Source organism: Desulfobulbus oligotrophicus (assembly GCF_016446285.1).
In the GTDB taxonomy this organism is placed as follows: domain Bacteria; phylum Desulfobacterota; class Desulfobulbia; order Desulfobulbales; family Desulfobulbaceae; genus Desulfobulbus; species Desulfobulbus oligotrophicus.
Genome location: NZ_CP054140.1, coordinates 1,669,039 through 1,694,357, shown reverse-complemented (window position 1 = coordinate 1,694,357; position 25,319 = coordinate 1,669,039). Strand labels below are relative to the sequence as shown.

Genomic DNA, 25,319 nt, shown 5'->3' with positions numbered 1-25,319 from the left:
ACTTAATCCTCAATTTTGACGAGGTGTTGCACTTTCGCCAACATCCCACGCAATTCCTTGGTGTTCTTCCTGGTAACCTTCCTGTGCATTTTAGAGAGCCCCAGCCCTGTCAATATGGCACGTACTTTTTGAGTACTCCCGATACTGCTTCGAATCATGGAGAATGTTACAGTTTCCTTCATAACGTTTACCTTATAACTCACTGGTTTACTGCTATCTCTTGCACATCGATCCCGCGAAGCCTGGCCACTTCCTCCACTGTCCTCAAGTTCCGCAGTCCGTCTAAAGTTGCCTTGACTAAATTATGCGGATTATTCGATCCAAGACATTTGGTGAGGACATTCTGCACCCCGGCAGCTTCTAACACCGCTCGTACAGCACCACCGGCAATCAGACCAGTACCGTCTGCGGCGGGCCTTAACATGACAGAGCCGGATTTAAACTTACCAGTGATGTTGTGGGGGATTGATACGTCGGTCAACGAAACCTTTCTCATATCTTTTCGCGCCTGTTCAATCCCTTTGCGTATTGCTTCGGGGACCTGATTCGCTTTTCCAAGGCCGTATCCTACATTACCGTTACCATCACCGACGACAACTATTGCACTAAAACTAAAGCGCCTGCCGCCTTTAACAACCTTTGCAACTCGGTTGATATAGACTATCTTCTCAATAAGCTCTTCTTGAGCTTCCTCTTTAGCTCGTTTAAATTCAGCCAAGAAACACCCCCACGTTCATTAGAACCTTATGAGTTTAGTTGTCACCTACATTAAAATTGCAACCCGCCTTCTCGAGCACCCTCGGAGAGAGCTTTAACACGCCCATGGTACAGATATCCGCCTCGGTCGAAGACGACCTTTGTAATGCCGAGATCTTTCGCTCTGGCGGCTATAAGAAGTCCGACTTGTCGAGCCTGTTGACTTTTATCTGCCGGGTCATCCGTTGCAAACCCTTTATCGCCGGTAGAGCAGGCAGCCAGGGTCTTTCCGTGCACATCATCTATGAGCTGAGCATAGATATTGCGGTTACTTCTGAAGATCCTCATTCGTGGTTTCTCGGAAGTACCTGAGATTTTCACTCTGATCCGTTGTACCCTTTTTCTTCGTGCTGTTACTTTCGAGCTTGTCTTTGCCATGATAAGTCACTTGATTACGTTATTTTGCACCACCAGCTTTACCAACCTTACGAGCAACATATTCATCCGCATACCGGATTCCTTTGCCCTTATAAGGTTCAGGTTTTCTGATGTGGCGAATTTGAGCAGCGGTTAACCCGACAAGCTCTTTATCGATACCATGCAGAGTGATTGAGTTATCCTTCTCGGTAACTGCAGCAACCCCGTCAGGTAACTGATAATTAACTGCTGACGAATAACCTACATTCAACGTCAGGGTATTCCCCTGCACACTTGCGCGATACCCCACTCCTTCAACGAGCAATTTTTTGGTAAAACCAGTACTTACCCCGGTTACCATATTGTCGATCAGAGAACGGGTGAGCCCCCACAGTGCTAAAACACGTTTGCTGGTCCCCTTAGGTTTACACACAAGTTGGTTTTCGGTAAGTTCCAGCTCTATTTCGGGGCGCACATCTCTTTCAAGAACGCCTTTTGTGCCGGTAACCTTAATATTTGTTCCCTGTATTTCAACAGTCACCCCTTTGGGTACTGTTATAGGCATTTTTCCAATTCTAGACATGCTCTTTTCCTTATTCACACAATAGGATTACCAAATCTCACAAAGCAGTTCGCCACCCACATTATCTTGTCGAGCTTGCTTATCGGTGATGACTCCTTTGGAGGTAGTCAGTATGGCAACGCCCAACCCACTCATTACTTTAGGTATTTTATCCGATCGATGATATCGACGACACCCGGGCTTGCTCACGCGCCTTAACCCCTTGATGACAGTCTCGTTGTTCTCACCATATTTTAAATCAATTTTTAAAACGCCCTGAACACCACTCTCGTTTACGGAGTAATCGGCAATATACCCTTCTTGTTTCATTACCTTTGCAACATCAACCTTTAGATTGGACAGTGGTATTTCAACTGTTGAAAATCCGGCTTTTGTTGCATTCCTGACTCTAGTTAGCATATCGGCTAAAGGGTCACTCATTGACATGATGGTACCTCTATTAAAATGATAAGGCAGGTATCAGTTCTTTTTGCTTCTACCAACTTGATTTAGTGACACCGGTGATCTCACCCTTGGAGGCGAGTTTACGAAAACAGAGTCTGCAAATTCCAAACTTGCGCAAATACGCTCTGGAACGTCCACACAAAGGACAACGGTTGTACGCGCGAACAGAAAACTTTGGTGCCCTTTCAGCTTTGGCAATGAGTGATTTTTTTGCCACTGATCCCTCCTAAAACCTTAATTCAAGTGTCCTAAATTTATTTTTTCCGAAACGGCATGCCAATCTCGCTTAAAAGAATTCGTGCATGTTCATCAGATTGTGTATTGGTCACTATAGTGATATTCAGCCCGCGTATTTGATCTATTTTGTCATAATCAATTTCAGGGAATATAATATGCTCTGCAACCCCCAAAGAGTAATTCCCGCGACCATCAAAACCTTTCGAAGAAACCCCTCTGAAGTCCCTTACACGTGGCAAAGCGATATTCACCAACCGGGACAAAAAATCGTACATCCGATCTCCACGGAGAGTAACCCTGGCACCGATCGGCATTCCGGCACGCAGCTTAAAGGTCGCAATCGACTTTTTTGCACGGGTGACCACCGCCTTTTGTCCAGCGATCAACGATAGCTCCTCAGCAGCCTTATCCACCGCTTTAGGATTTTGCACACCTTCACCCAACCCCATACTCAAAACAATCTTCTCAACTTTCGGGGTTTGCATGACGTTAGAAATACCGAGCTCTTTCTGCAAGGAGGCCTTGATTTCTTTATTATAATGTTCTCTTAAAGTAGACATCTTGTCTCCGTCACCAGCCTCATTTTTTTGGCGTTTCAATCGTTGCTTGACATTTCTTGCAAATCCTCACCTTCGTGCCGTCTGTCAGGATCTGTTTTCCTATCCGGACAGTCTCAACACACTCAGGACAGACAAGCATTACATTGGAAATATGAATTCCTGCTTCTCTCTCGATTATCTGGCCGGACTGGGTTGCATCCGTGGCTTTCTGGTGTTTTTTGACAATGTTGATACGTTCGACCACGACACGGCTATGTTTATTGTCTATTCTCAAAATTTTGCCGACCCTGCCCTTGTCCTTGCCGGCAATCACTTCAACCTTGTCGTTTACCTTTAATCTGCACTTTCCGTGTTCCATTATATCTGCCTCTATACTGCGGTAGCTGTGCCTTATAAGACTTCTGGCGCAAGAGATATGATTTTCATAAAGCCGAGAGAACGCAACTCCCTTGCAATAGGACCAAAAATTCGTGTCCCTACAGGCTCTCCATTACTTGCAAGCAACACCGCAGCATTTTCGTCAAACTTGACAAAGGTATCTTCAGGTCGCTTGATTGACTTAGCCGTTCGAACCACCACGGCATGAAGCAAATCACCTTTCTTGACCTTTGCATGAGGAATTGCTTCCTTAACAGTGACAAGGATTATATCACCTATACCTGCGTAACGTTTTCGTGTCCCGCCCAGTACCCTTATACAGAGTACTTTCTTGGCACCGGAATTATCGGCGACATTTAATACGGTTTCTGTCTGGATCATAAACTCACCCGATACAATATGTTATCCATCGCTAATGATATATTGAAGCTCAATGTACGTTAAGCGGCGTGTTGGATGATATTACGTACAAGCCATCGTTTTCGTTTGGAAAGCGGTCGACACTCTTCAATAAGAACAATATCGCCGATTTGGCACTGGTTTTCCGGATCATGTGCCATATATCTGATCCGCTGGCGTATATACTTCCCATATAATTTATGAGGGACCTTACGCTCAACGACCACAACAACGCTCTTGTCCATCTTGTTACTTACAACGAAGCCCTGCCGATTTTTTTTCACTTGCTTGCTCATCTTCTCATCCGCTCGCAGTTATTTTCTTAGCTATCCATTTGTTTTTCAGTGAGTATGGTTTTGATCCTCGCTATATCTTTACGTAGCGACTGAAGCTTGGCCGGGTTTTCCAACCTTCGGATCCCATGTTTAAAACGTAATCTAAAAAGGTCTTCAGATAAATCCTGATTCATTTTCAGGAGTTCTTCACCGGAAAGAGAACGCAACTCTTTGATCTTCATATAGTCTCACTCTTACTGATAACTGTGGTAGGAAATGGGAGTTTAAAACCAGCAAGACGCAGGGCCTCTCTCGCAACCTCTTCAGGTACCCCCTTTATCTCATACAGGATTCTGCCGGGACGGACAGTTGCCACCCAATGATCCGGCGACCCTTTCCCCTTGCCCATTCGTGTTTCAGCAGGCTTTTTAGTGATGGGTTTATCCGGAAAAACCCTGATCCACAGCTGGCCACCACGTTTCGCCCGTCTGTTAATAGCTATACGAGCTGCCTCTATCTGTTGAGAGGTTATCCGGCCTCGCCCGACTGCCTTAAGGGCAAAATCGCCGAAGGTCAGCTCAGAACCCCGGTAAGCTTCCCCACGCATTCTTCCTTTAAACTGTTTTCTATATTTAACTTTTCGTGGGCTTAACATAACTTCTAGCTCCTAGTTCAAATACAAACGAAAAAATGAGGTTGATTCTTGCACTCTACAGAGATTGCTCAAGAACAGGTTCCTTTTCCGCAGCAAGTATTTCCCCTTTGAATATCCAGACCTTAACACCAATTATTCCGTAGGTTGTTTTAGCCTCAGCTGTTCCGTAATCAATATCCGCTCTAAGTGTATGCAGTGGAACCCGCCCTTCCTTGAACCATTCCGTTCGTGACATTTCCGCACCGCCCAAGCGACCCGAACATGACACTTTAATACCTTGCACGCCAAATCGTAAGGCAGAGTTAATCGACTTTTTCATGGCCCGACGAAAGGCCACCCGTCGTTCAAGCTGGGAAGCAATATTTTCAGCAACTAACTGGGCATCAGCTTCCGGGCGGCGTACTTCCTGGATATCTATGAAACATGGACGCTGAAACTTCTTTTCCAGTTCTTTTTTCAGATTTTCAATTTCAGCACCTTTTTTGCCGATAACAATACCTGGACGTACTGTGAACAGTTTAATTTTAACCTTTTCACCGGTACGTTCGATAATTATACGGGAAACTCCAGCATGATAGAGCCGCTGCTTCAGGTATTTACGAATGAGCTGATCCTGATGAAGATTTTTGGCATACTCTTTGTCTGCATACCAAATAGATTCCCAGGATCGAGTGATATTTATTCGCAGCCCTATTGGATTGACTTTTTGTCCCAAGATACGCCTCCGTTCCTCACTGTTAATTGCTGCTTTATCTTTTTTATTTTTGCTTAAGGCTCAGTCACAGTTATAGAAATATGACTCGTCCTTTTTAAAATACGAGTAGCACGTCCCTGAGCACGAGGCCTGAATCTTTTCAACATCGGGCCGCCATCAACTGTAATCTCTTTTATAAAAAGGTTGTCAACGTCAACCGATTCAAGCTGATCTGCGTTTGCCACCGCAGACTCCAACACCTTACGTATTATTCTTGCTGCTTTTTTGGGCATAAAACGCAGGGTTGTAACAGCTGCTCCAGCATTCATTCCTCGAACGACATCGGCAACCAGACGCGCTTTTTGTGGTGAAATGCGGATATTTCTAGCGACGGCTTTTGTTTCCATCGTTCGACTCCTCAAAGCAATATCTTAAATGTTATGAGCTTATCTGCCTTTTTTGTCGGAGGCATGCCCATAGTAGGTTCTTGTCGGTGCGAATTCTCCGAGTTTATGTCCAACCATGTTTTCGGTGACATAGACTGGGATGAACTTGTTTCCGTTGTGGACGGCAAATGTCAACCCAACCATTTCAGGCAGTATATCCGACCTACGTGACCATGTTTTAATAACTTTTCGTGACCCTGTTGCTTGTGCGTTCTCCACCTTTTTCAGAAGGTGATCATCGACAAAGGGGCCTTTTTTGACAGATCGGGCCATGTGTGAATTCTCCTCAATTAGCCGCGTTTATTGACAATGTCGCGGTCTGACTTCTTTCGCTTTCTCGTCTTGAACCCCTTAGAAGGCATGCCCCAGGGTGAACATGGCTGCCTTCCACCCGAACTCCTGCCTTCCCCACCCCCCATGGGATGATCGACCGGGTTCATGGCAACCCCCCGTACCGAAGGACGTATACCGAGCCACCTGCTCCTCCCCGCTTTACCCAACTTCTGACTTGAGTGCTCTGGGTTACCGACCTGGCCAATACAGGCTCTACAGTCTTTATGAAACTTTCTCACCTCACCGGAAGGGAGCTTGACTGATACCTGGTTCCCGTCTTTGGCCATCAGCTGAGCGGAAGCACCAGCTGAACGAACCAGTTGCCCCCCCTTACCGATTTTCATCTCAATGTTATGAATAACGGTACCCAACGGTATATTGATCATCGGCAAACAGTTGCCAAGTTTAATATCAGCGTCTTTCCCAGCAACAACCAAGTCCCCTACGGCAAGACCATTCGGGGCAAGAATATAGGTTTTTTCACCATCTGCATAATTAAGCAACGCAAGGTTTGCTGATCGGTTCGGGTCATATTCAATTGCCTGGACAGTAGCCGTGACACCGACTTTGTTCCGCTTCCAATCTATAATTCTGTACTTTCTTTTATGGCCGCCGCCTCGATGACGGGCGGTTATCCTACCGTAAACGTTGCGCCCCCCCGATTGCTTGAGGGGTTCGAGCAAACCCTTTTCAGGCTTTTTATCAGAAAGCACTTCTTGACGAACGGACACATGATTGCGCTGGCCAGGAGATGTTGGTTTGTGGATTTTTATAGACATTGTGTTTCCTATGTATAATCTCAGCTTAGGTGATCAATCAGGAACGTTTTAAAGCTCATCCAGAAAATTAATTTTCCCTTCAGCAAGAGTGACATAAGCCTTTTTCCAATTGCTTGTTCGACCTATCGACTTGACACCTACTCGTTTTTTCTTGCCAACCATGTTCGTAGTGGCAACTTTGGCCACCTTAACATCGAAAAGTTTTTCGACGGCATTTTTTATTTCAATTTTATTGGCGCGAGTGTTTACCTTCAACACAACCTTATTTTCAGTTTCCTGAAGAAGATTCCCTTTTTCAGTCAGACACGGACGTTCCAGAATTTTGTAGACTGTTTTCACGCCATCAACCTCTCTTCTATTTTGGGCACACTCGGCTGGACAAGCATAAGTTTTGAATACTTTAAGATGTCGTATACATTCAGGCCGGCTACCGGAAGCACCTTGAATCCCACTGCATTTCGTGCGGATAAGGAGACCGTCTGGTCAACCTGATCGGTGACTATCAGGCAGTTTTTGAATGCAAAGTTGGACATAACCCCGAGAAATCCTTTTGTTTTAACCTCAGGCAGCTCAAACGCATCAATGACAACCAGATTTCCCTCCTGATGACGTGCGCTTAAAGCCATCTTCAGAGCCAGCTTTCTTACCTTTTTAGGTAGAGTATAGCTGTAATCCTTAGGTCTCGGACCAAAAACAGTCCCGCCTCCACGCCACAACGGCGACCTCCTGCTCCCTGCACGAGCCCGGCCGGTTCCTTTTTGACGCCAAGGTTTCGCTCCGCCGCCTCTCACCTCACCGCGGGTCTTCGTGCTTGCATTACCACTGCGCCTGTTTGCTCTTTGCATACAAACGACTTCATGCAAAACTCCGGTGTTTACTGTTACATTGAACAATGCATCATTTAACTCAATCTCGCCGACCTTTTCAGCGCGAGAATTTAGAACTGTACAGACAGCCATGGGAATCTCCTTAAGCACAATTCCAGATATCAGGGCTTTGGACAAATATTGAGGACACCTTGTTTACCACCAGGCACAGCACCATGCAAAAGCAGGACATTTTCCTCAACGCGAATGTCTATGACCTTTACATTTTTTTTGGTGACCAACTCGTTACCCATTCTTCCGGGAAGCTTTTTCCCTTTGACCACCCTTCCAGGAGTAGCACTACATCCAATTGATCCCGGGGCACGATGAAACGTTGAACCATGCGTCTTTCGACCGCCCCGATAGCCATAGCGTTTAACAACGCCTTGAAACCCCCGGCCTTTACTTTTGCCCGACACATCAACGAGGTCACCCACCGAGAAAATGTCGGCCAATTGAACGGTCTGCCCCACTTCATAAGCATCTGGGTCATTTACCTTGAATTCTTTAATATGGTAATAACCCTTACCACCGGATCGCTTAAAATGTCCGGCTTCCGGCTTATTCAGCCGTTGGCTTTTCTTTTCAAGAAAACCCAACTGGAGCGCATTATAGCCCTCCTTTGCCTTGGTCTTTATCTGCAGGATCCTACAAGGTCCCGCTTCTATGACCGTCACAGGCGCAGAGCGACCATTTTCATCGTATACTCGGGTCATTCCAAGCTTTCTTCCTAAAATTCCAATCGAATTCGGCATTTGTTTACCCAGCTTCCATTCTTAAACATTAGAGATGCTTATACCTTGGCGAACAGCATCATACTTGCCAGATCATGGTAATTTAATTTCAACATCAACCCCGGCCGACAACTCAAGCTTCATGAGAGAGTCAATGGTTTGCTGCGTCGGTTCAAGTATATCCAACAGTCGCCGGTGGGTCCGCATTTCAAACTGTTCACGGGATTTCTTGTCAACATGCGGTGATCTCAACACCGTATATTTACTGATACTGGTGGGCAGTGGTATAGGCCCGACAATTGTGGCACCTGTTCGCCTCGCGGTATCAACTATCTCTTTTGTGGAAAGGTCAAGTAGCTTGTGATCGTACCCTTTCAATCTGATACGAATTTTATCTGCAGGAATCATCAGTGGCCTCTTATCCAATAATTTCGCTAATAACGCCGGCGCCTACAGTACGACCGCCTTCCCGAATCGCAAAACGAAGGCCAGCCTCCATGGCGATCGGGGTGATCAGCTCACCAGTAATATGAATGTTGTCACCAGGCATAACCATCTCTACACCCTCATCCAGGGTGCAGACACCCGTGACATCGGTGGTCCGAAAATAAAACTGAGGACGATAACCGTTAAAAAACGGCGTGTGGCGACCACCCTCTTCCTTGGTCAATATATAACACTCAGCCTTGAACTTCTTGTACGGCTTGATCGAACCCGGCTTCGCTAAAACCTGACCGCGAACTATCTCCTCACGCTTAACACCACGCAACAATGCACCAATATTGTCACCGGCCTGACCCTCATCAAGCAACTTGCGGAACATCTCCACACCGGTACAGGTGGTCTTCACTGTCGGCCGAATGCCAACGATCTCAACCTCGTCCCCAACGTGGACAACACCGCGCTCAATTCGACCGGTCGCAACCGTACCACGACCAGAGATTGAAAAAACATCCTCAACAGGCATTAAAAACGGCTTGTCAATCGCACGCTCAGGTTGAGGTACATAACTGTCAACAGCTGCCATCAGATCCCAGATGCACTTCGCCTTCTCTTCATCCTCAGGATTCTCAAGTGCCAGCAAAGCTGAACCCTGGATGATCGGAATCTCGTCACCAGGAAAATCATACTTGTCAAGCAGCTCACGAAGCTCCATCTCCACAAGCTCGATCAGCTCGGGATCATCAACCATGTCGCACTTGTTCAAAAAGACAACTATCGCCGGAACACCAACCTGACGGGCTAGCAAAATGTGCTCCCGTGTCTGAGGCATAGGACCGTCGGTCGCCGCAACCACAAGAATCGCACCATCCATCTGGGCAGCACCGGTGATCATGTTCTTGATGTAGTCAGCATGACCCGGACAGTCAACGTGAGCGTAATGACGACTCTCGGTCTCATATTCAACATGCGAGGTGGCGATGGTTATTCCACGTTCCTTCTCCTCAGGAGCCTTGTCAATCTCGTTAAACTCCGTGAACTTAGCCATACCCTTGGTGGACAAAACACGGGTTATCGCAGCAGTCGTGGTAGTTTTACCATGATCAATATGACCAATCGTTCCGACATTGACATGCGGCTTCGTCCGGGTAAATTTCTCTTTCGCCATCTCATACACCTTGATCTTAAATTTTGCAGTTAGACCCCTTTTATTTTCTGCAGAGTGACTTCAGCTCGCCTATCAGGGACCACTGCAAATTCACTGAAAATCATTGTAAACGTCGCTCTGCCCTGGGTGGCTGAACGTAAATCCGTCGAATATCCAAACAACTCTGCCAGTGGTGCCTTAGCAAATATAAGCTGTCTACCGCGTTCGACTTCCACGCCCTGCACCTGAGCACCTTTTTTATTCAGGTCGTTCAGCACATCACCCAAATACTCTTCAGGAGACACAATCTGGAGATCCATCACCGGCTCCAGCAACACAGGATGCCCCTGCACCGCAGCCTTTCGGGAAGCCACTGTAGCGGCAACGCCGAAGGCCATGTCCGTCGACTTGTTTTCATCGTACGAACCACCAACCAACCTTGCAACAACATCAATCATCGGATAACCGACCAGTGGCCCGGAATCAAAGCTACCCAATACCCCTTTACGTATTGTCTCAACAAAGGCAGAGGGTATAACATCCTCATCAACGCAGCAGTAAAATTGATTCCCTGATCCTTTTTCCCCGGGCAACAGTTCTATTTCAACATGACCGAACTGTTCCTTGCCAGTCCCCATCGATTCAAACCGACCCTCAGCCCTGCATGGCTGTGTGATTTTCTCTCGATAGGCAACCTGCGGCTTACCAATATTAGCGGCCACCTTAAAGTCACGCACAAGTCGCTCGACAATAATATCCAGGTGCAGCTCCCCCATGCCTGCTATTATTGTCTGCCCAGTTTCGTCACTGACTGTAATCTTGAAACTTGGGTCTTCCTGGGCGATCTTAGACAGACTTTCAGCAAGATGCTTTTCATCCGCCTTTGTCTTCGGTTCAATGGCAATGCCTATTACCGGCTCAGGAAACTGTATCCGCTCCAACAGTATATAATCGCCCAAAGCGCAAAGAGTATCTCCGGTGCCGGTAAACTTCAGACCCGCCACAGCGCCGATATCGCCTGCTGATATACAATCAACCTCTTCGCGTTTATTGGCATGAAGCTTTAAAAGTTTCGGAATCTTTTCAGTCTTTCCGTTACGAGGGTTTGTTACCCTGTCACCCACCCTCAGCACCCCGGAATAGATACGAATAAAGGCCAGGTTTCCTACATAGGGATCTGTTTGCAGTTTAAAAACCAACCCGCATAACCGTTCATCCGCACCAGCCTTACGTACCAGCGTCTCCCCTTTTTTATCCAGCCCTTCAACCGGCGGAATATCAACAGGTGACGGCAGATAAGCTGTTATGGCATCAAGCAGGGGCTGCACCCCTTTATTCTTGAATGCAGACCCGCAAAGCACCGGCACGACCTCAAGAGCAAGCGTTGCTTTACGCAAAGCTGCACGAAGCTCGTCAGAAGGGATCTCTTGATCATTTAAATATTTTTCCATGACCCCCTCATCGAAGTCGGCCAACTTCTCGAGGAGTGTCATTCGGGCAGCCGATGATTCGCCAACTAGTGAATCTGGTATAGGTTCACTGATAACCACCTGCCCCAGGGACGCCTCATCGAATCGGAGTGCCTGCATCTCCACCAAATCGATGACCCCGGAGAAGGTCTCTTCACAACCGATCGGGAGGTTGACCGCCACTGGATTAGCGCCCAATCGATCTTCAATTTCCTCGAGGCACCCGTGAAACGATGCCCCGACCCTATCCATCTTATTAACAAAGGCAATTCGCGGAATCTTATAGCGGTCCGCCTGCCTCCAAACAGTTTCAGATTGCGGCTCCACACCACCAACAGCACAAAAAACAGCAACAACCCCATCCAGCACACGCAAGCTGCGTTCAACTTCGACTGTAAAATCAACATGACCGGGAGTGTCAATAATGTTGATCCGGTGGTTTCGCCAATTGCAGGTCGTGGCGGCTGAAGTGATCGTTATCCCTCTCTCCTGCTCCTGCTCCATCCAGTCCATGATCGCCGCACCATCATGAACTTCTCCATACTTATGAGAGCGACCAGTGTAAAACAGGATACGCTCGGTAGTGGTTGTCTTTCCCGCATCGATATGGGCCATTATGCCTATATTGCGCACACTGGCTAATGGTTCTCCCCCTGCCACTACCTTCACCCTGCTCTACGTAAACAACATCCTCCAGCTTAAAGCTTCAGAAAAATGCCGTTGTTTTTAACCCAGAACCCTCTCTTTGTCAATCCACTTTCCTGCACACGCAGCTAAAATCCTGTTACCAACGGTAATGTGCGAAAGCCTTGTTTGCCTCAGCCATTTTATGCGTATCATCTTTTTTCTTAACCGAGGCACCTCGATTATTAAAAGCATCCAGCAATTCGGCAGCCAGTCGCTCCGACATGGTTTGACCGGATCGCCCTTTTGAATTATTTATAATCCATCTGATGGCCAGCGCATTTCTTCGCTCCGGACGTACCTCTACGGGCACCTGATAAGTCGCCCCACCAACACGCCGGCTCTTCACCTCAACCCGTGGCCTGACATTTTCCATGGCCTCTTCAAAAACAACGAGCGGCTCCTGATCGGGCAGCTTGTTGCCGACGATACTCATGGCATCATAAAAGAGCCGCCTGGCAACGGTCTTTTTACCCGCAACCATCAGCCCGTTAGTAAATTTTGCCACCAACACCGAATTATACCTTGGATCAGGAGCAACCGACCGCTTTTCCAACATCTTCTTTCTAGGCATACCTTCACCCGCCCCACATCATGTGACGAAATTTATTTAGGGCGCTTAGCCCCATATTTTGATCGACCCTGCCGCCGCTCGTTAACCCCGAGTGTATCCAGGGTTCCACGTACAATATGATACCGAACACCCGGCAAGTCCCTAACACGACCACCTCGAATGAGCACAACCGAGTGCTCCTGCAGGTTGTGTCCAATCCCTGGTATATAAGAAGCAACCTCAATTCCGTTTGTCAGACGAACCCTTGCAACTTTTCGCAAAGCCGAGTTCGGCTTCTTGGGAGTCGTCGTATACACCCGGACACAGACCCCGCGCTTTTGCGGACAACTCTGCAAGGCGGGAGTGTTGGTGTTTTTGGTTATCTTCTTGCGTCGATTTCTGACCAATTGGTTAATCGTAGGCATGCAGTCAGCTCCTCAGAAAGTAGCACGGTGCTCTTTTGCTAAACAAAAATATATAAAGGAATAATTATAATACAATGTAAATGGAAAATCAACGTCTATATTCGTCACTCTTCTTTCTCCTCATGCAACCTGTACCGCGTCAACCCTGTCCCAGCGGTTATCAACCTCCCCATGATCACATTCTCTTTTAATCCGGAAAGATCATCAACTTTTCCCGCCATTGCCGCATTCGTCAACACCTTGGTTGTCTCCTGGAAAGAAGCGGCAGATATAAATGAATCTGTTGACAGAGAAGCCTTAGTCACACCCAACAGTAGCGGTTCCGCCGAAGCGGGCTGCAGCCCTTCACGCAGTAAACGCTCGTTTTCCTCCTGGAATTTCCACCACTCAATTTGCTGATCAAGCACGAATCGTGAATCTCCAGCATCAGAAATCCGTACTCTTTTCAGCATTTGCCGCACAATTGTCTCGATATGTTTATCGTTTATTTTTACTCCCTGGAGACGATAGACCTCTTGAATCTCATTCACTAAAAAGCGCGCCAGTTCCTCTGCACCTTTCACCTGCAGGATATCGGCGGGCAGACGAATTCCTTCCATTAGAGGATCACCCGCTTCCACTCTATCATTCTCATGGACAGTGATGTGCTTCGACTTTGGTATCAAATACTCCTTAGGCTCGCCAATTTCAGGAGTCACGATCACCCGACGTTTACCTTTGAGGTCCTTGCCGAAACTGACCCTCCCGTCAACCTCCGATATAATTGCCGGCTCCTTTGGTTTACGAACTTCAAACAACTCGGCAACCCGAGGCAGACCACCGGTGATGTCTTTTGTTTTGGTTGTCTCACGTGGAATCTTGGCAATAACCGTTCCCGGAGAAACCATGTCATGCTCATTGACCGTGATAATCGAACCAATAGGAAGGGGATAACGGGCTGCTACCTCCTCCCCGGGCAGCTTGACAGTTCTACCGCGCTCATCCTTGAGTGAAATGCGAGGGTTCATCTGCTTGGCTGACGTACCCGGTGTAATCACCTTGCTTGCCTTTCCAGTGATCTGATCGACACGCTCCTGCATGGTATCACCTTCAACCACATCACCATACTTTATCTTACCGCCGACTTCGGCGACAATGGGAATGGAAAAGGCATCCCAATCAGCTATGACAGTACCCGGATCGACTGATTGGCCCTCACGAATCCGGAGTGTTGCCCCATAGGGGACTGGGAATCGTTCCCTATCCACACCCAAATCGTCCAGCACGGTGATTTCGGCATTACGGCTCATCGCCACCTGAAACCCCTCATCATTGACAATTGCATGCAGATTCTTATAGCAGATCTGTCCTCCTCGTTGCGTACGGACCTCTGCCTGCTCCACTGCTCCTCGGGCCGTGCCACCGATATGGAATGTACGCATGGTCAGCTGTGTGCCCGGCTCGCCAATGGACTGAGCAGCTATAATGCCCACCGCTTCACCGATGTTAACCATGTGCCCACGTCCAAGATCACGACCATAGCACATGGCACAAATTCCACGCTTAGCCTCACAGGTCAGTACAGATCTGATATAAACCCGATCAATACCCGCCGCTTCAATGGCCTCAACCCGATCCTCAGTGATCTCCTCATCCATTTCCACCAGCATCTCGCCGGTGTGCGGGTCGACAACGTCTTCCAGAGCTACACGACCAAGAATACGTTCACCGATGCGCACTATAACCTCGCCACCCTCAATCAGAGGTTCTGCCAAAGTACCGCGCATTGTCTGGCAATCTTTCATCACAATGGTCGTGTCCTGGGCAACATCAACAAGCCTTCGGGTTAAATAACCGGAGTTGGCCGTTTTCAGTGCCGTATCCGCCAGTCCCTTACGAGCTCCATGAGTTGAGATAAAGTACTCAAGGACACTTAATCCTTCCCGAAAATTGGCCTTAATCGGTGTTTCGATAATCTCACCGGACGGTTTTGCCATGAGCCCTCGCATACCCGCCAGCTGTCGAATCTGATCTTTGGAACCGCGGGCACCGGAATCAGCCATGATATACACGGTGTTAAAACTCTTTATATCGCGTACCACTCCTGAAGAATCGGCCACGTACTCCACGGCCATTTCATCCATCATCTCCTTGGTGATCTTATCCGTGGCTTTCGACCAGATATCGATAATCTTGTTATATTTCTCTCCATCAGTGATCAGACCATCCGCATATTGCTGGTCAACATCAGCGGCCTCACGTTCCGCATCCTCCACAAACTCCTCTTTGCGGACAGGAATCTTCATGTCATTTATACAAATTGAAATACCGGCCCGAGTTGCATGTTCATACCCCAGATCTTTCAATCGATCGGCGAGAATAACGGTGTCCTTGGTTCCACAGTGCCGATACACATAGTCGATCAGAAAAGATAATTCTTTTTTGACCAACTCTTTATTAACCAGTGAGTACGGGACTTTATGGGGCAACAGCTCTCCCACCAGAATCCGACCGACGGTGGTATCAACAAGGGTATCCCTAACCCGGACTTTAACCATGGCCTGCATGTGGACGGCCCCGTGATCATACGCTACGCGGGCTTCGGCAGGAGATCCGAAAATTGAACCTTCGCCTTTCATACCGACACGCTCACGGGTCATATAGTACAATCCAAGAACGATGTCCTGACTTGGAATTATGATAGGGACACCGTTTGCCGGGGATAAAATATTGTTAGTGGACATCATCAGGACGCGTGCTTCGACCTGTGCCTCAACTGAAAGAGGAACATGAACGGCCATCTGATCACCGTCGAAGTCGGCATTAAACGCAGCGCACACCAACGGATGCAGCTGGATAGCCTTGCCTTCGATGAGGACAACCTCAAACGCCTGCATGCCCAAGCGGTGCAGAGTTGGAGCACGGTTGAGGATAACCGGGTATTCCTGCACAATATCATCAAGCACATCCCATACTTCCTTGACGCCCTTTTCCACCATTTTTCGAGCGCTTTTAATGGTCGTTACATAACCTTCCCGCTCTAATTTGTTGTAAATGAAGGGCTTAAACAGCTCTAAAGCCATCCTCTTGGGCAGTCCACACTGGTGAAGCCGAAGATGTGGTCCAACAACAATAACTGAACGACCGGAATAATCGACACGCTTGCCCAACAGATTCTGTCGGAACCGCCCCTGCTTACCCTTCAACATGTCTGAAAGCGACTTAAGGGGTCTCTTGTTCGGTCCGGTAATGGTTCGCCCGCGGCGACCGTTGTCGAACAGAACATCCACCGCCTCTTGCAACATCCGCTTCTCGTTGCGAATGATGATATCGGGGGCATCAAGTTCGAGCAGCCTTTTCAAACGGTTATTCCGATTAATAACCCGTCGGTACAGATCGTTGAGATCCGAGGTTGCAAAACGACCGCCCTCCAAAGGGACAAGTGGCCGTAAATCCGGTGGTAAGACGGGAATAACCTCAAGGATCATCCATTCCGGACGATTGCCGGAGTCACGAAATGCCTCGACTACATTGAGCCGTTTTCCGAATTTAGTACGTTTGGTTACCGAACCGGTTTCTTTCATTTCCTGACGCAAGGTGTCGGACAACTGCTTCAAATCTAACGATACAAGCAGCTCGCGAATAGCCTCAGCACCAATGCCTACTCTAAATTTACCGGGATGCTCCTCAAGGGCAACTCGGTACTGCTCCTCATTCAGCAGCGTGCTGGCGGGTAACTCGTCAACCTCGGAGGCAACAACAACATATGCCTCAAAGTAAAGAATACGCTCCAGCTGTTTCAGGGTCATGTCAAGAATAGCCCCGATTTTCGATGGCAAACTCTTGAGAAACCAGATATGTGCGACTGGCGCAGCGAGTTCGATATGTCCTAATCTTTCTCGACGAACCTTTGACTGGATAACCTCAACACCGCATTTTTCACAAACAACACCACGGTGTTTCATCCGTTTATACTTACCGCAATTACACTCATAGTCCTTAACCGGGCCAAAGATTTTGGCACAGAAGAGCCCATCACGCTCCGGTTTAAAGGTACGATAATTAATTGTTTCAGGTTTTTTTACTTCTCCATGGGACCACTCTCTGATCTTTTCCGGAGAAGCGAGAGAAATCCTCACTTTGTTGAAAGTTACAGGACCCTTTGGCTTTGCAAAAAAACTAAACAGTTCTTCCACGTAATCACCTATTTACAGTTCAAATCGATCCGGTTGCGTTAAATTTTGCGACCCGATGCCGCCATAATTTACTCACAATGTTCAGCACTCTCAGACTATTCTTGCAATTCAATATCTAAACAAAGCCCTTTGAGCTCCTTTACAAGAACATGGAAAGATTCCGGCATGCCTGTTTCCAGAAAGTTGTTGCCTTTGACAATTTTCTCGTACATTGTCGTTCGTCCTTCAACATCATCAGACTTTACGGTGAGGAACTCTTTGAGCGTATAGGCCGCGCCATACGCCTCCATTGCCCACACTTCCATCTCACCAAGTCGCTGTCCCCCGAACTGAGCCTTCCCGCCGAGAGGTTGCTGGGTAACCAAAGAGTAAGGACCTGTTGAACGGGCATGAATTTTATTGTCAACCAAATGATGCAATTTCAACATATACATGGTCCCAACCGTTACCTGGTTATCAAAAGGTTCACCGGTTAAACCATCATAAAGCGTTACCTGACCATCCTCGCTGCCACTGGCTTCCACCAGCAACTTTCTGATCTCCATTTCTGAAGCACCGTCGAAAACCGGTGTGGCGACAAGAATACCGTGCATATGCTTTGCCATATAATCCAGCAGCTCAGCATCACTCATCCCCTCGGTAATTTTGGCGTACTCCTCAGGAGAATAAAGGAATTGCAAACGTTGTTTCAAAAGCCCGATCTCGTTTCGTCTTGCAATTGCCGACAACTCTTCGCCAAGTTTCTTTGCAGCATAGCCAAGATGGCACTCAAGTACCTGGCCGACGTTCATTCGGGAGGGCACACCCAATGGATTGAGAACAAGGTCAACAGAGGTGCCATCGGCAAAAAACGGCATATCCTCTTCAGGTAACAACCGGGAAACAACACCCTTGTTGCCATGCCGGCCGGCCATTTTATCACCAACAGCCAGTTTGCGCTTTGTTGCCACATATATTTTAACCATTTTGGCAACGCCCGGGGGAAGGTCATCGCCCTTTTCCATTCGCTCCACAATTCCCTGGTAGCGGTTGCGGACAAGAATTGACTGACTCGCGTACCGGTGAAAAATCGTCTCAATTTCATCGGCAAACTTTGCTTTCTCAGCAAAATCAAGCTCCTGTAACTCGTCAAAGCTCACCTGGTTGAGAATATCCGCAGTCAACTGCTTGCCCAGTTTGAGCAGAATCTTCCCCTTCTTGTTCTTGACATCACTCTTCACAGTACGGCCATCAAGCAGATGGACAAACGCACTGCGTACGCCTTTCCTCAAGCTTCTCAGCTCATCTTCCATGTCACGATTGAGACGATCAATTTCTATCTCCTCAATCATTAAAGTGCGGTCATCCTTATCAACACCCTTTCTGGAAAACACCTTGGCATCAATAACCACACCTTCAACACCAGGAGGAACGCGCAGGGAAGAGTCTTTAACATCACTTGCCTTTTCGCCAAAGATTGCACGCAACAACTTCTCTTCCGGAGAAAGCATGGTCTCACCCTTTGGCGTGACTTTGCCAACCAGCATGTCTCCGGAACGAACTTCAGCACCTATACGGACGATCCCTGAGTCATCAAGATTGCGCAACCCCTCTTCACCAACATTTGGGATGTCACGTGTAATTTCTTCCTTGCCCAGTTTGGTATCCCGGGCCATGATCTCAAAAATTTCAATGTGAACCGAGGTGAAGGTATCCTCCTTCAGCAACCGCTCATTAATCAGGATAGAGTCCTCAAAGTTGTAACCTCGCCAGGGCATGAACGCAACCGTCACATTTCTGCCGAGTGCAAGCTCCCCACTCTCGGTAGATGGGCCATCGGCAAGAACAGTTCCTTTTACAACGCGATCACCGGGGTACACCAGGGCCCTTTGGTTAAAACAGGTATTCTGATTTGATTTTTTATATTTAGACAGATGATAAACACCGACACCGGTCTCAAATCCATCAACACCCGGCTCATCGTAACGGACAACAACTCTGTTGGCATCAGCCTCCTCGACCACACCGTCACCGCCGGCAAGCAGGCACACACCGGAATCCCTCGCCACATACTGCTCAACACCGGTCCCGACGACCGGAGCCGTCGGTTTGATCAACGGTACTGCCTGACGTTGCATATTCGCGCCCATTAAGGCCCGGTTAGCATCATCATTTTCGAGGAACGGTATCAGCGATGCAGCGATTGAAACCATCTGATTAGGCGCAATATCCATCATGGTTACCTCTTCGGCCGCCACTGTGGACACCTCGCTTTCATGGCGAGCGATCAGATAATCATCGGCCAGTCGACCATCGGCCATGGCCACATTGGCCGGGGCTATAATATGCTCCTCTTCCTGTAAGGCGGAAAGGTAGGTGTAGTCTTCAGAGACCGTTCGATCTGTAACATGTCGATAAGGGGTCTCGATAAAGCCATAGGGATTGACTGTCGCATAGGTGGCAAGACTGACGATAAGACCGATATTCGGTCCTTCCGGCGTCTCAACAGGACAAATACGTCCATAATGGGTTGGATGGACGTCCCGCACCTCGAAACCGGCTCGTTCCCGGGACAGACCTCCCGGTCCAAGTGCGGAAAGTCTTCTTTTATGGGTCACTTCTGAAAGTGGATTAGTCTGATCCATAAATTGAGAGAGCTGACTGGTGCCGAAAAACTCTTTGATTGCAGAGGTGACCGGCTTAGGATTTACCAGGTCATGCGGCATTAAAGTCTCAATTTCCTGAAGGGTCATCCGCTCCTTGATTGCCCTCTCCATTCTGACCAATCCCATGCGAAATTGATTTTCGCACAACTCACCGACTGTTCGTACCCGACGATTGCCAAGATGGTCAATGTCGTCCCCATCTTTCAACTCATCTTTAATACGTACCAAGTGCCGAACACTCTCAACGATGTCTTCCCTGGTTAAAGCCCGCACCTCAATTGCGGTGTTGAGCCCTAACCTCGAATTTATCTTGTATCGCCCGACCTCAGACAAATCATAGGTGGCAGGGTTAAAAAAAAGATTCTCAAAAAATGATTTAGCGACTTCCAGAGTAGGCGGGCTGGATGGACGTAAACGCCGGTATATTTCGACAAGAGCGTCATCAGTGTCTTTTATCTTATCAGCCAGCAGTGTTTCGCGAAATGAGCTGCTAAAGTGTGTACCATCGATATAAAGCAGAGAAAATTGAGTGATCCCGGCTTCGGCAATGGCTTGCAGCGCAGTCTCAGTAACAGGCTCATTACACTTTGCGAGGACTTCACCGGTCTGTTCACTCACCACATCGTGAGAAAAAACTCGACTGCACAGATTTTCAAGGGTGATCGGCAGAAAACAGTCGCCAAGATTTTCAATCTTTTTGGCAAGGGTTTTGGTTATCTTTTTGCCTGTTTTGGCAATGACAGAACCGTCGGCAGGATCGATAATATCGGTTGTCAGGCGTTGGTTAACAAAGGTGACAGTGTTGAAGGCTATCGAATAATTCTGGCCATCAAAATGAATCTCGTCCGAATAGTAAAAATCATTGAGGAGCTCCTCATCACTGTAGCCCAATGCCTTGAGAAGTACAGTGACCGGCAGTTTCCTGCGACGGTCGATGCGGACATACAGTATATCTTTGATATCAAACTCAAAGTCCAGCCATGAACCGCGAACCGGAATAATACGAGCTGAATAGAGACGCTTTCCGGAAGCATGGGATTTCCCATCATCGTGTGTATAAAAAAGACCAGGAGAGCGTTGCAGCTGATTAACAATAACCCGCTCAGTGCCGTTAATGACAAAAACTCCATCCTGAGTCATGAGCGGCAGCGCGCCAAGAAAAACTTCCTGCTCTTTGATATCGCGAACCGACTGAGCCCCGGTCTCCTCGTCAACATCAAAGGTGATGAGCCGTACTGTAATTTTAAGCGGCGCTTCATAGGTCATCCCGCGAACTACGCATTCAGAGACCGTATATTTAGGTTCCCCAAAGGAGTATCGTACAAACTGTAACGAGCAGAGACCATTAAAATCAGTAATGGGAAAGACACTTTGAAAGATGGCCTGTAATCCCTGGTCACGTCGTTGCTCAGGCGCAACATCACGCTGAAGGAAACTCTCATACGACTCCCGCTGCATTGCTATGAGATGGGGTGGCTCTATAACTTGATGTGTTTTGGCAAAACTTTTGCGTACTCTTCTCATAGTCCCCTCAAAAAATTTCGCGTGATACAGATTGTGTTATTCATGGACAGTTATTTTTGTACGTATACAGAACAACGAATAGGAAGTAAAAAAAGTCAATTCCTACAAACGAAGTAACGCTACGGGGCGAGATGCCCCTATAGCGTTACCTTGCGATTAGGATCGCTATCGGAAAAACCCGATTGCTGAGAGAGAAATAGTTATTTGATTTCGACCGAACCGCCAGCCGCTTCAATCTGTGTCTTGATAGCTTCGGCCTCTTCTTTATTAACACCCTCTTTAATGGGAGCAGGCACACCCTCAACCAGATCTTTAGCCTCTTTAAGGCCCAGTGAGGTCAGGGCACGGACCTCTTTGATAACTTTGATTTTTTGATCGCCTGCACCTGTCAGGATGACATCAAACTCAGTTTTTTCTTCAGCTACAGGACCGGCTTCACCAGGCCCTGCTGCAGCTGCAACAGCTACGGGAGCAGCTGCTGAAACCCCAAACTTATCCTCCAGCTCCTTGATAAGTTCAGAAAGCTCAAGAACGGTCATGTTTGCAATGAAATCAATAACATCTTCTTTTGTTACAGCCATTTTCATTCCTCCTTACTGGAAAATAACAGCAAGATCTTTCGTCAAATTACATTTGGCGATCTTTGATTTTAGTTTTCTTTCTGGTCTTTAACAGCGGAAAGCGCATAGAGTAGTTTTTGCGGAACTGCACTGAGCACACGGACAAAACCTGTCGGAACAGCAGACATCGTACCCAAGAGCTTAGCGAGCAGCTCTTCTCTTCCCGGCAACTTCGATAAGGCAACCACATCATCGGCGCTTATCAGCGTTCCTTCCAGGGCAGCTGTACGGATTGAAAACGCCTTGAACTCTGCAGCAAAGGCGGTCAGCACCTTAGACGGCGCAACAGGTTCATTAAATCCAACAGCGACAACAGTACTCTCACTGAACGAATCGCTCAGCACCTCATACGGTGTCCCGACAACAGCGCGTCGAAGCAATGTGTTTTTAGCAATCCGTACCTTTGCGTCATTAGCACGAAGGTCCTTTCTCAACTTCTCCAACTCAGTCACTTTCAAGCCGCGGTAATCAGCGACCACAGCAAACTTAGCTTCAGAAAAAGTCTTGTTGAGTTCACTGACTATAGCGGTCTTCTGATCGCGATTCAACGTCGATACCTCCTTTCGTTGCAATGGGGGACTGTCAAAAAACAGAAAGAGGAATGAATTTCTCTCATCCGCAGCATGGAATACTGCCTGGTCTCGGCAGGGAACGCGTAATCATCGCGTTATTAAACAGTTGCCCCTGCTGTCTCTGACCGCCCCTAGATGATAAGAATAACACCTGGCCTAAAACAATCTACATTCAAACAACAAACACACACATTCCTATGTGGTTTTTATTAAGGTACGAACCTGCAAAGGATCCACTTTAAAACCGGGACCCATGGTGCTGGAAATTGAGATTGACCTCAAGTAAACCCCCTTGCTGGTCGAAGGCTTCAGCTGGACAAGACGATCAACAAATGTGAGGATGTTGTCAGCAAGTTTGTCGACTCCAAAGGAGCATTTTCCTATGGCAGCATGCACAACGCCGGCCTTATCAACCCTGAAATCAACCTTCCCTTTTTTAATCTCATTTACAACCCGTTCCACGTCAAAGGTAACGGTACCGAGTTTGGCATTGGGCATAAGGTTACGCGGGCCTAAAATACGGCCGATTTTCCCTACTTCGCCCATCATATCCGGGGTGGCTACAGTTCTATCAAACTCGAGCCAACCACCTTTGATCTTTTCGATCAGCTCATCAGAACCAGCAAAGTCAGCACCAGCGGTAAGTGCTTCTTTTTCTTTCTCGCCTTTAGCAAAAACAAGCACCCGGGCAGTCTTACCAGTGCCATTTGGCAAAATCACACTGGATCGTACCATCTGGTCGGCATGACGGGGGTCAACCCCCAGGCGGACTGCGACCTCAACGGATTCATCAAAATTAGCAAACTTTACCTTTAAAACATTTTCCAACGCTTCGCTTAGATCAAACATCTTCAGTCGATCCATATCGCTGACAGCGTTTTTGTATTTTTTCCCACGTTTCGGCATAGCACCCTCTTTACTCTCCCTGGTGTCCAAAAAAGACACAGGTAAACGAATAAACGGAACTTTTTACGAGTTATTTAACCACAGTAATTCCACAACTACGTGCGGTCCCTTCAACAATACGGACAGCATGGTCAAGATCATATGCGTTGAGATCAGGCATCTTAATCTCCGCTATCTCCCGGATCTTGGCCTTATCCAATTCAGCAACACGATTTTTCTTGGGGTCGCTCGAGCCTTTTGCAACACCCGCAGCTTTTTTTAACAGTACAGATGCCGGCGGGGTCTTGGTGATAAAGCTAAATGACCTGTCGGCGTAAACCGTAATGACCACAGGAACGATAGTGTCGCCTGCAGCCTGGGTTTGGGCGTTAAAAGCTTTACAGAAATCCATTATATTTACCCCGTGCTGGCCAAGTGCCGGACCAACAGGTGGAGATGGATTAGCTTTCCCTGCCGGGATTTGCAACTTTATATATGCCTGTATCTTTTTTGCCATTACAAACGCTCTCCACAAAACCAGGTGTTACCCTTTACTCACCTGAATATATTCGAGTTCCACAGGTGTGGATCGACCAAAAATCGAGACCATCACCTTCACCCTTCCTTTCTCCGGAAAAACCTCTTCAACCACGCCCTGGAAATTAGCAAACGGCCCATCAACGACGCGGACAGCATCTCCCTCTTCAAAGATTATCTTTGGTTTGGGTTTACTCGCCCCATCTTCGATACGGCCTATAATCTTGCGAGCCTCGTCTTCGGAAAGAGATGGGATTTTCTTATAAATATCCCTGTCTCCTCCTGTTTGGCTCAAATTTATTCCAACAAATCCTGTGACCCGCGGCGTCCCCTGCACCAGATGCCACGTGCTCTCATCCATCTCCATATTCACCAAGAGGTACCCGGGAAAGAACTTTCGTGCAGAGGTTTTGCGTACTCCCTTTACCATCTCGACGACCTGCTCCGTTGGAACAAGAATTTCACCAAAACTGTCCTCAAGATTACCGGTCTTTATCCGCTCCTCTAACGATGCTTTAACTTTATCCTCAAACCCGGTATGCGTATGAACGATATACCACTTCTTTGCCATATATCTGCCTGCTCTCCTGTCAATTAAGAACGGTGGCCACAAGCTTTCCCAACAACAGGTCAACAGAACCAAGATACAGCGAGATAATGACAACGAGCAAGATGACAAAGCCTGTCAAACCGGCGGTTGTTTTTTTTGCAGGCCAAACTATCTTTCGAAATTCCGCATAAACTTCCTGCAAAAATTGCTTGATCCGAAATGGATGGAAAGGTGATCTAACTTTGAGATCCCCTCCACCTTTCTTGGCCTCAATCTCCGCCTTGCTCATACCCTGTGTTCCTTTAACGCCACACTTCTTGAAAAATAAAAAGACATCTCTTCGATATCAGATGGCAGGTCAGGAGGGATTCGAACCCCCATCCCCCGGATTTGGAGTCCGGTGCTCTACCATTCGAGCTACTGACCTGCTATTTCCCTTCCTTATGCAAGGTGTGTGTTTTGCAAAAAGGACAGAACTTCTTCAGCTCCAGCTTGTGCGGGATCGTTTTCTTATTTTTGGTTGTCGTGTAATTACGTTGCTTGCATGTCTGACATGCCAGCGTGATTATATCTCTCATGATTTGCCTCACCAGAGC

The 25,319-nt window shown here is 47.7% G+C and carries 33 protein-coding genes and 1 tRNA gene; all 34 read right to left on the bottom strand.

Features of this window, described 5'->3' with window-relative positions:
- Positions 1-2: 2 nt before the first annotated feature.
- The 34 genes from rpmD to rpmG all read right to left on the bottom strand — a co-directional run bounded on the left by rpmD (position 3) and on the right by rpmG (position 25,304).
- Entirely contained in the window at positions 3-158 is a 156-nt protein-coding gene (gene rpmD / locus HP555_RS07650; RefSeq protein WP_269846870.1) for a 50S ribosomal protein L30, read from the bottom strand.
- Between the two features lie 41 nt (positions 159-199).
- Complete coding sequence (rpsE, locus tag HP555_RS07645; protein WP_199261175.1) at positions 200-718, bottom strand: 30S ribosomal protein S5; 519 nt, start codon at positions 716-718, stop codon at positions 200-202.
- A gap of 50 nt (positions 719-768) precedes the next feature.
- Positions 769-1,134: a 50S ribosomal protein L18 gene (gene rplR, locus HP555_RS07640; RefSeq protein WP_199261173.1), complete on the bottom strand. Its 366-nt coding sequence runs from the start codon at positions 1,132-1,134 to the stop codon at positions 769-771.
- Positions 1,135-1,153: 19 nt separating this feature from the next.
- Complete coding sequence (gene rplF, locus HP555_RS07635) at positions 1,154-1,696, bottom strand: 50S ribosomal protein L6 (protein WP_199261171.1); 543 nt, start codon at positions 1,694-1,696, stop codon at positions 1,154-1,156.
- Positions 1,697-1,723: 27 nt separating this feature from the next.
- Complete coding sequence (rpsH, locus tag HP555_RS07630) at positions 1,724-2,122, bottom strand: 30S ribosomal protein S8 (RefSeq protein WP_199261169.1); 399 nt, start codon at positions 2,120-2,122, stop codon at positions 1,724-1,726.
- A gap of 49 nt (positions 2,123-2,171) precedes the next feature.
- On the bottom strand, positions 2,172-2,357 hold the full coding sequence (locus tag HP555_RS07625) for a type Z 30S ribosomal protein S14 (RefSeq protein WP_199261167.1): 186 nt from the start codon (positions 2,355-2,357) through the stop codon (positions 2,172-2,174).
- Positions 2,358-2,394: 37 nt separating this feature from the next.
- Positions 2,395-2,937 (bottom strand): 50S ribosomal protein L5, encoded by a 543-nt coding sequence (gene rplE / locus HP555_RS07620; RefSeq protein WP_199261159.1) that lies wholly within the window; start codon positions 2,935-2,937, stop codon positions 2,395-2,397.
- A 19-nt stretch (positions 2,938-2,956) separates the two neighbouring features.
- Positions 2,957-3,295 carry a 50S ribosomal protein L24 gene (rplX, locus tag HP555_RS07615; RefSeq protein ID WP_199261157.1) on the bottom strand — a complete coding sequence of 113 codons (339 nt, stop codon included), beginning with the start codon at positions 3,293-3,295 and terminating at the stop codon, positions 2,957-2,959.
- 32 nt (positions 3,296-3,327) lie between these two features.
- Complete coding sequence (gene rplN, locus HP555_RS07610) at positions 3,328-3,696, bottom strand: 50S ribosomal protein L14 (RefSeq protein ID WP_199261156.1); 369 nt, start codon at positions 3,694-3,696, stop codon at positions 3,328-3,330.
- Positions 3,697-3,755: 59 nt separating this feature from the next.
- The gene (gene rpsQ / locus HP555_RS07605; protein ID WP_199261154.1) at positions 3,756-4,010 is read right to left on the bottom strand and encodes a 30S ribosomal protein S17; all 255 of its coding nucleotides are present in this window, start codon (positions 4,008-4,010) and stop codon (positions 3,756-3,758) included.
- 26 nt (positions 4,011-4,036) lie between these two features.
- Positions 4,037-4,231 (bottom strand): 50S ribosomal protein L29, encoded by a 195-nt coding sequence (rpmC, locus tag HP555_RS07600; protein WP_199261152.1) that lies wholly within the window; start codon positions 4,229-4,231, stop codon positions 4,037-4,039.
- The gene (gene rplP, locus HP555_RS07595) at positions 4,228-4,644 is read right to left on the bottom strand and encodes a 50S ribosomal protein L16 (RefSeq protein WP_199261150.1); all 417 of its coding nucleotides are present in this window, start codon (positions 4,642-4,644) and stop codon (positions 4,228-4,230) included. Before rplP ends, rpmC begins: the two co-directional genes overlap by 4 nt.
- Before the next feature lie 55 nt (positions 4,645-4,699).
- Positions 4,700-5,359 carry a 30S ribosomal protein S3 gene (rpsC, locus tag HP555_RS07590; RefSeq protein WP_199261148.1) on the bottom strand — a complete coding sequence of 220 codons (660 nt, stop codon included), beginning with the start codon at positions 5,357-5,359 and terminating at the stop codon, positions 4,700-4,702.
- A 53-nt stretch (positions 5,360-5,412) separates the two neighbouring features.
- On the bottom strand, positions 5,413-5,745 hold the full coding sequence (rplV, locus tag HP555_RS07585; protein WP_199261146.1) for a 50S ribosomal protein L22: 333 nt from the start codon (positions 5,743-5,745) through the stop codon (positions 5,413-5,415).
- Positions 5,746-5,784: 39 nt separating this feature from the next.
- Positions 5,785-6,057 (bottom strand): 30S ribosomal protein S19, encoded by a 273-nt coding sequence (gene rpsS / locus HP555_RS07580; RefSeq protein ID WP_199261137.1) that lies wholly within the window; start codon positions 6,055-6,057, stop codon positions 5,785-5,787.
- A gap of 17 nt (positions 6,058-6,074) precedes the next feature.
- Positions 6,075-6,896 carry a 50S ribosomal protein L2 gene (rplB, locus tag HP555_RS07575; RefSeq protein ID WP_199261136.1) on the bottom strand — a complete coding sequence of 274 codons (822 nt, stop codon included), beginning with the start codon at positions 6,894-6,896 and terminating at the stop codon, positions 6,075-6,077.
- Positions 6,897-6,944: 48 nt separating this feature from the next.
- On the bottom strand, positions 6,945-7,235 hold the full coding sequence (gene rplW, locus HP555_RS07570) for a 50S ribosomal protein L23 (RefSeq protein ID WP_199261134.1): 291 nt from the start codon (positions 7,233-7,235) through the stop codon (positions 6,945-6,947).
- A complete protein-coding gene (gene rplD, locus HP555_RS07565) occupies positions 7,232-7,855 on the bottom strand; it encodes a 50S ribosomal protein L4 (protein WP_199261132.1) in 624 nt (207 codons plus the stop codon). The genes rplW and rplD overlap by 4 nt, the downstream gene beginning before the upstream one ends.
- A gap of 29 nt (positions 7,856-7,884) precedes the next feature.
- Positions 7,885-8,517 (bottom strand): 50S ribosomal protein L3, encoded by a 633-nt coding sequence (rplC, locus tag HP555_RS07560; RefSeq protein WP_199261130.1) that lies wholly within the window; start codon positions 8,515-8,517, stop codon positions 7,885-7,887.
- A gap of 72 nt (positions 8,518-8,589) precedes the next feature.
- Positions 8,590-8,901, bottom strand: coding sequence for a 30S ribosomal protein S10 (gene rpsJ / locus HP555_RS07555; RefSeq protein ID WP_199264516.1), 312 nt, complete (start codon positions 8,899-8,901; stop codon positions 8,590-8,592).
- A 13-nt stretch (positions 8,902-8,914) separates the two neighbouring features.
- The gene (gene tuf / locus HP555_RS07550; protein ID WP_199261106.1) at positions 8,915-10,105 is read right to left on the bottom strand and encodes an elongation factor Tu; all 1,191 of its coding nucleotides are present in this window, start codon (positions 10,103-10,105) and stop codon (positions 8,915-8,917) included.
- Between the two features lie 29 nt (positions 10,106-10,134).
- Positions 10,135-12,213: an elongation factor G gene (fusA, locus tag HP555_RS07545; RefSeq protein WP_199261128.1), complete on the bottom strand. Its 2,079-nt coding sequence runs from the start codon at positions 12,211-12,213 to the stop codon at positions 10,135-10,137.
- A gap of 124 nt (positions 12,214-12,337) precedes the next feature.
- Positions 12,338-12,811, bottom strand: coding sequence for a 30S ribosomal protein S7 (rpsG, locus tag HP555_RS07540; protein ID WP_199261126.1), 474 nt, complete (start codon positions 12,809-12,811; stop codon positions 12,338-12,340).
- A gap of 32 nt (positions 12,812-12,843) precedes the next feature.
- Entirely contained in the window at positions 12,844-13,215 is a 372-nt protein-coding gene (rpsL, locus tag HP555_RS07535; protein ID WP_199261124.1) for a 30S ribosomal protein S12, read from the bottom strand.
- Between the two features lie 104 nt (positions 13,216-13,319).
- Positions 13,320-17,390 (bottom strand): DNA-directed RNA polymerase subunit beta', encoded by a 4,071-nt coding sequence (rpoC, locus tag HP555_RS07530; RefSeq protein WP_199261122.1) that lies wholly within the window; start codon positions 17,388-17,390, stop codon positions 13,320-13,322.
- 95 nt (positions 17,391-17,485) lie between these two features.
- Positions 17,486-21,559: a DNA-directed RNA polymerase subunit beta gene (gene rpoB, locus HP555_RS07525; protein ID WP_199261120.1), complete on the bottom strand. Its 4,074-nt coding sequence runs from the start codon at positions 21,557-21,559 to the stop codon at positions 17,486-17,488.
- Positions 21,560-21,759: 200 nt separating this feature from the next.
- Positions 21,760-22,140 (bottom strand): 50S ribosomal protein L7/L12, encoded by a 381-nt coding sequence (gene rplL / locus HP555_RS07520; RefSeq protein WP_199261118.1) that lies wholly within the window; start codon positions 22,138-22,140, stop codon positions 21,760-21,762.
- A 68-nt stretch (positions 22,141-22,208) separates the two neighbouring features.
- A complete protein-coding gene (rplJ, locus tag HP555_RS07515) occupies positions 22,209-22,727 on the bottom strand; it encodes a 50S ribosomal protein L10 (protein WP_199261116.1) in 519 nt (172 codons plus the stop codon).
- 219 nt (positions 22,728-22,946) lie between these two features.
- Positions 22,947-23,657 carry a 50S ribosomal protein L1 gene (gene rplA / locus HP555_RS07510; RefSeq protein ID WP_199264515.1) on the bottom strand — a complete coding sequence of 237 codons (711 nt, stop codon included), beginning with the start codon at positions 23,655-23,657 and terminating at the stop codon, positions 22,947-22,949.
- Positions 23,658-23,727: 70 nt separating this feature from the next.
- Positions 23,728-24,153: a 50S ribosomal protein L11 gene (rplK, locus tag HP555_RS07505; protein ID WP_199261114.1), complete on the bottom strand. Its 426-nt coding sequence runs from the start codon at positions 24,151-24,153 to the stop codon at positions 23,728-23,730.
- Positions 24,154-24,180: 27 nt separating this feature from the next.
- Complete coding sequence (gene nusG, locus HP555_RS07500; RefSeq protein ID WP_199261112.1) at positions 24,181-24,744, bottom strand: transcription termination/antitermination protein NusG; 564 nt, start codon at positions 24,742-24,744, stop codon at positions 24,181-24,183.
- Positions 24,745-24,763: 19 nt separating this feature from the next.
- Positions 24,764-25,012, bottom strand: coding sequence for a preprotein translocase subunit SecE (gene secE / locus HP555_RS07495; protein WP_199261110.1), 249 nt, complete (start codon positions 25,010-25,012; stop codon positions 24,764-24,766).
- 62 nt (positions 25,013-25,074) lie between these two features.
- Positions 25,075-25,150: transfer RNA gene (locus tag HP555_RS07490), tRNA-Trp, on the bottom strand.
- Position 25,151: 1 nt separating this feature from the next.
- Positions 25,152-25,304, bottom strand: a complete 153-nt coding sequence (gene rpmG / locus HP555_RS07485) for a 50S ribosomal protein L33 (protein ID WP_408639846.1) — start codon at positions 25,302-25,304, stop codon at positions 25,152-25,154.
- Positions 25,305-25,319: the final 15 nt, after the last annotated feature.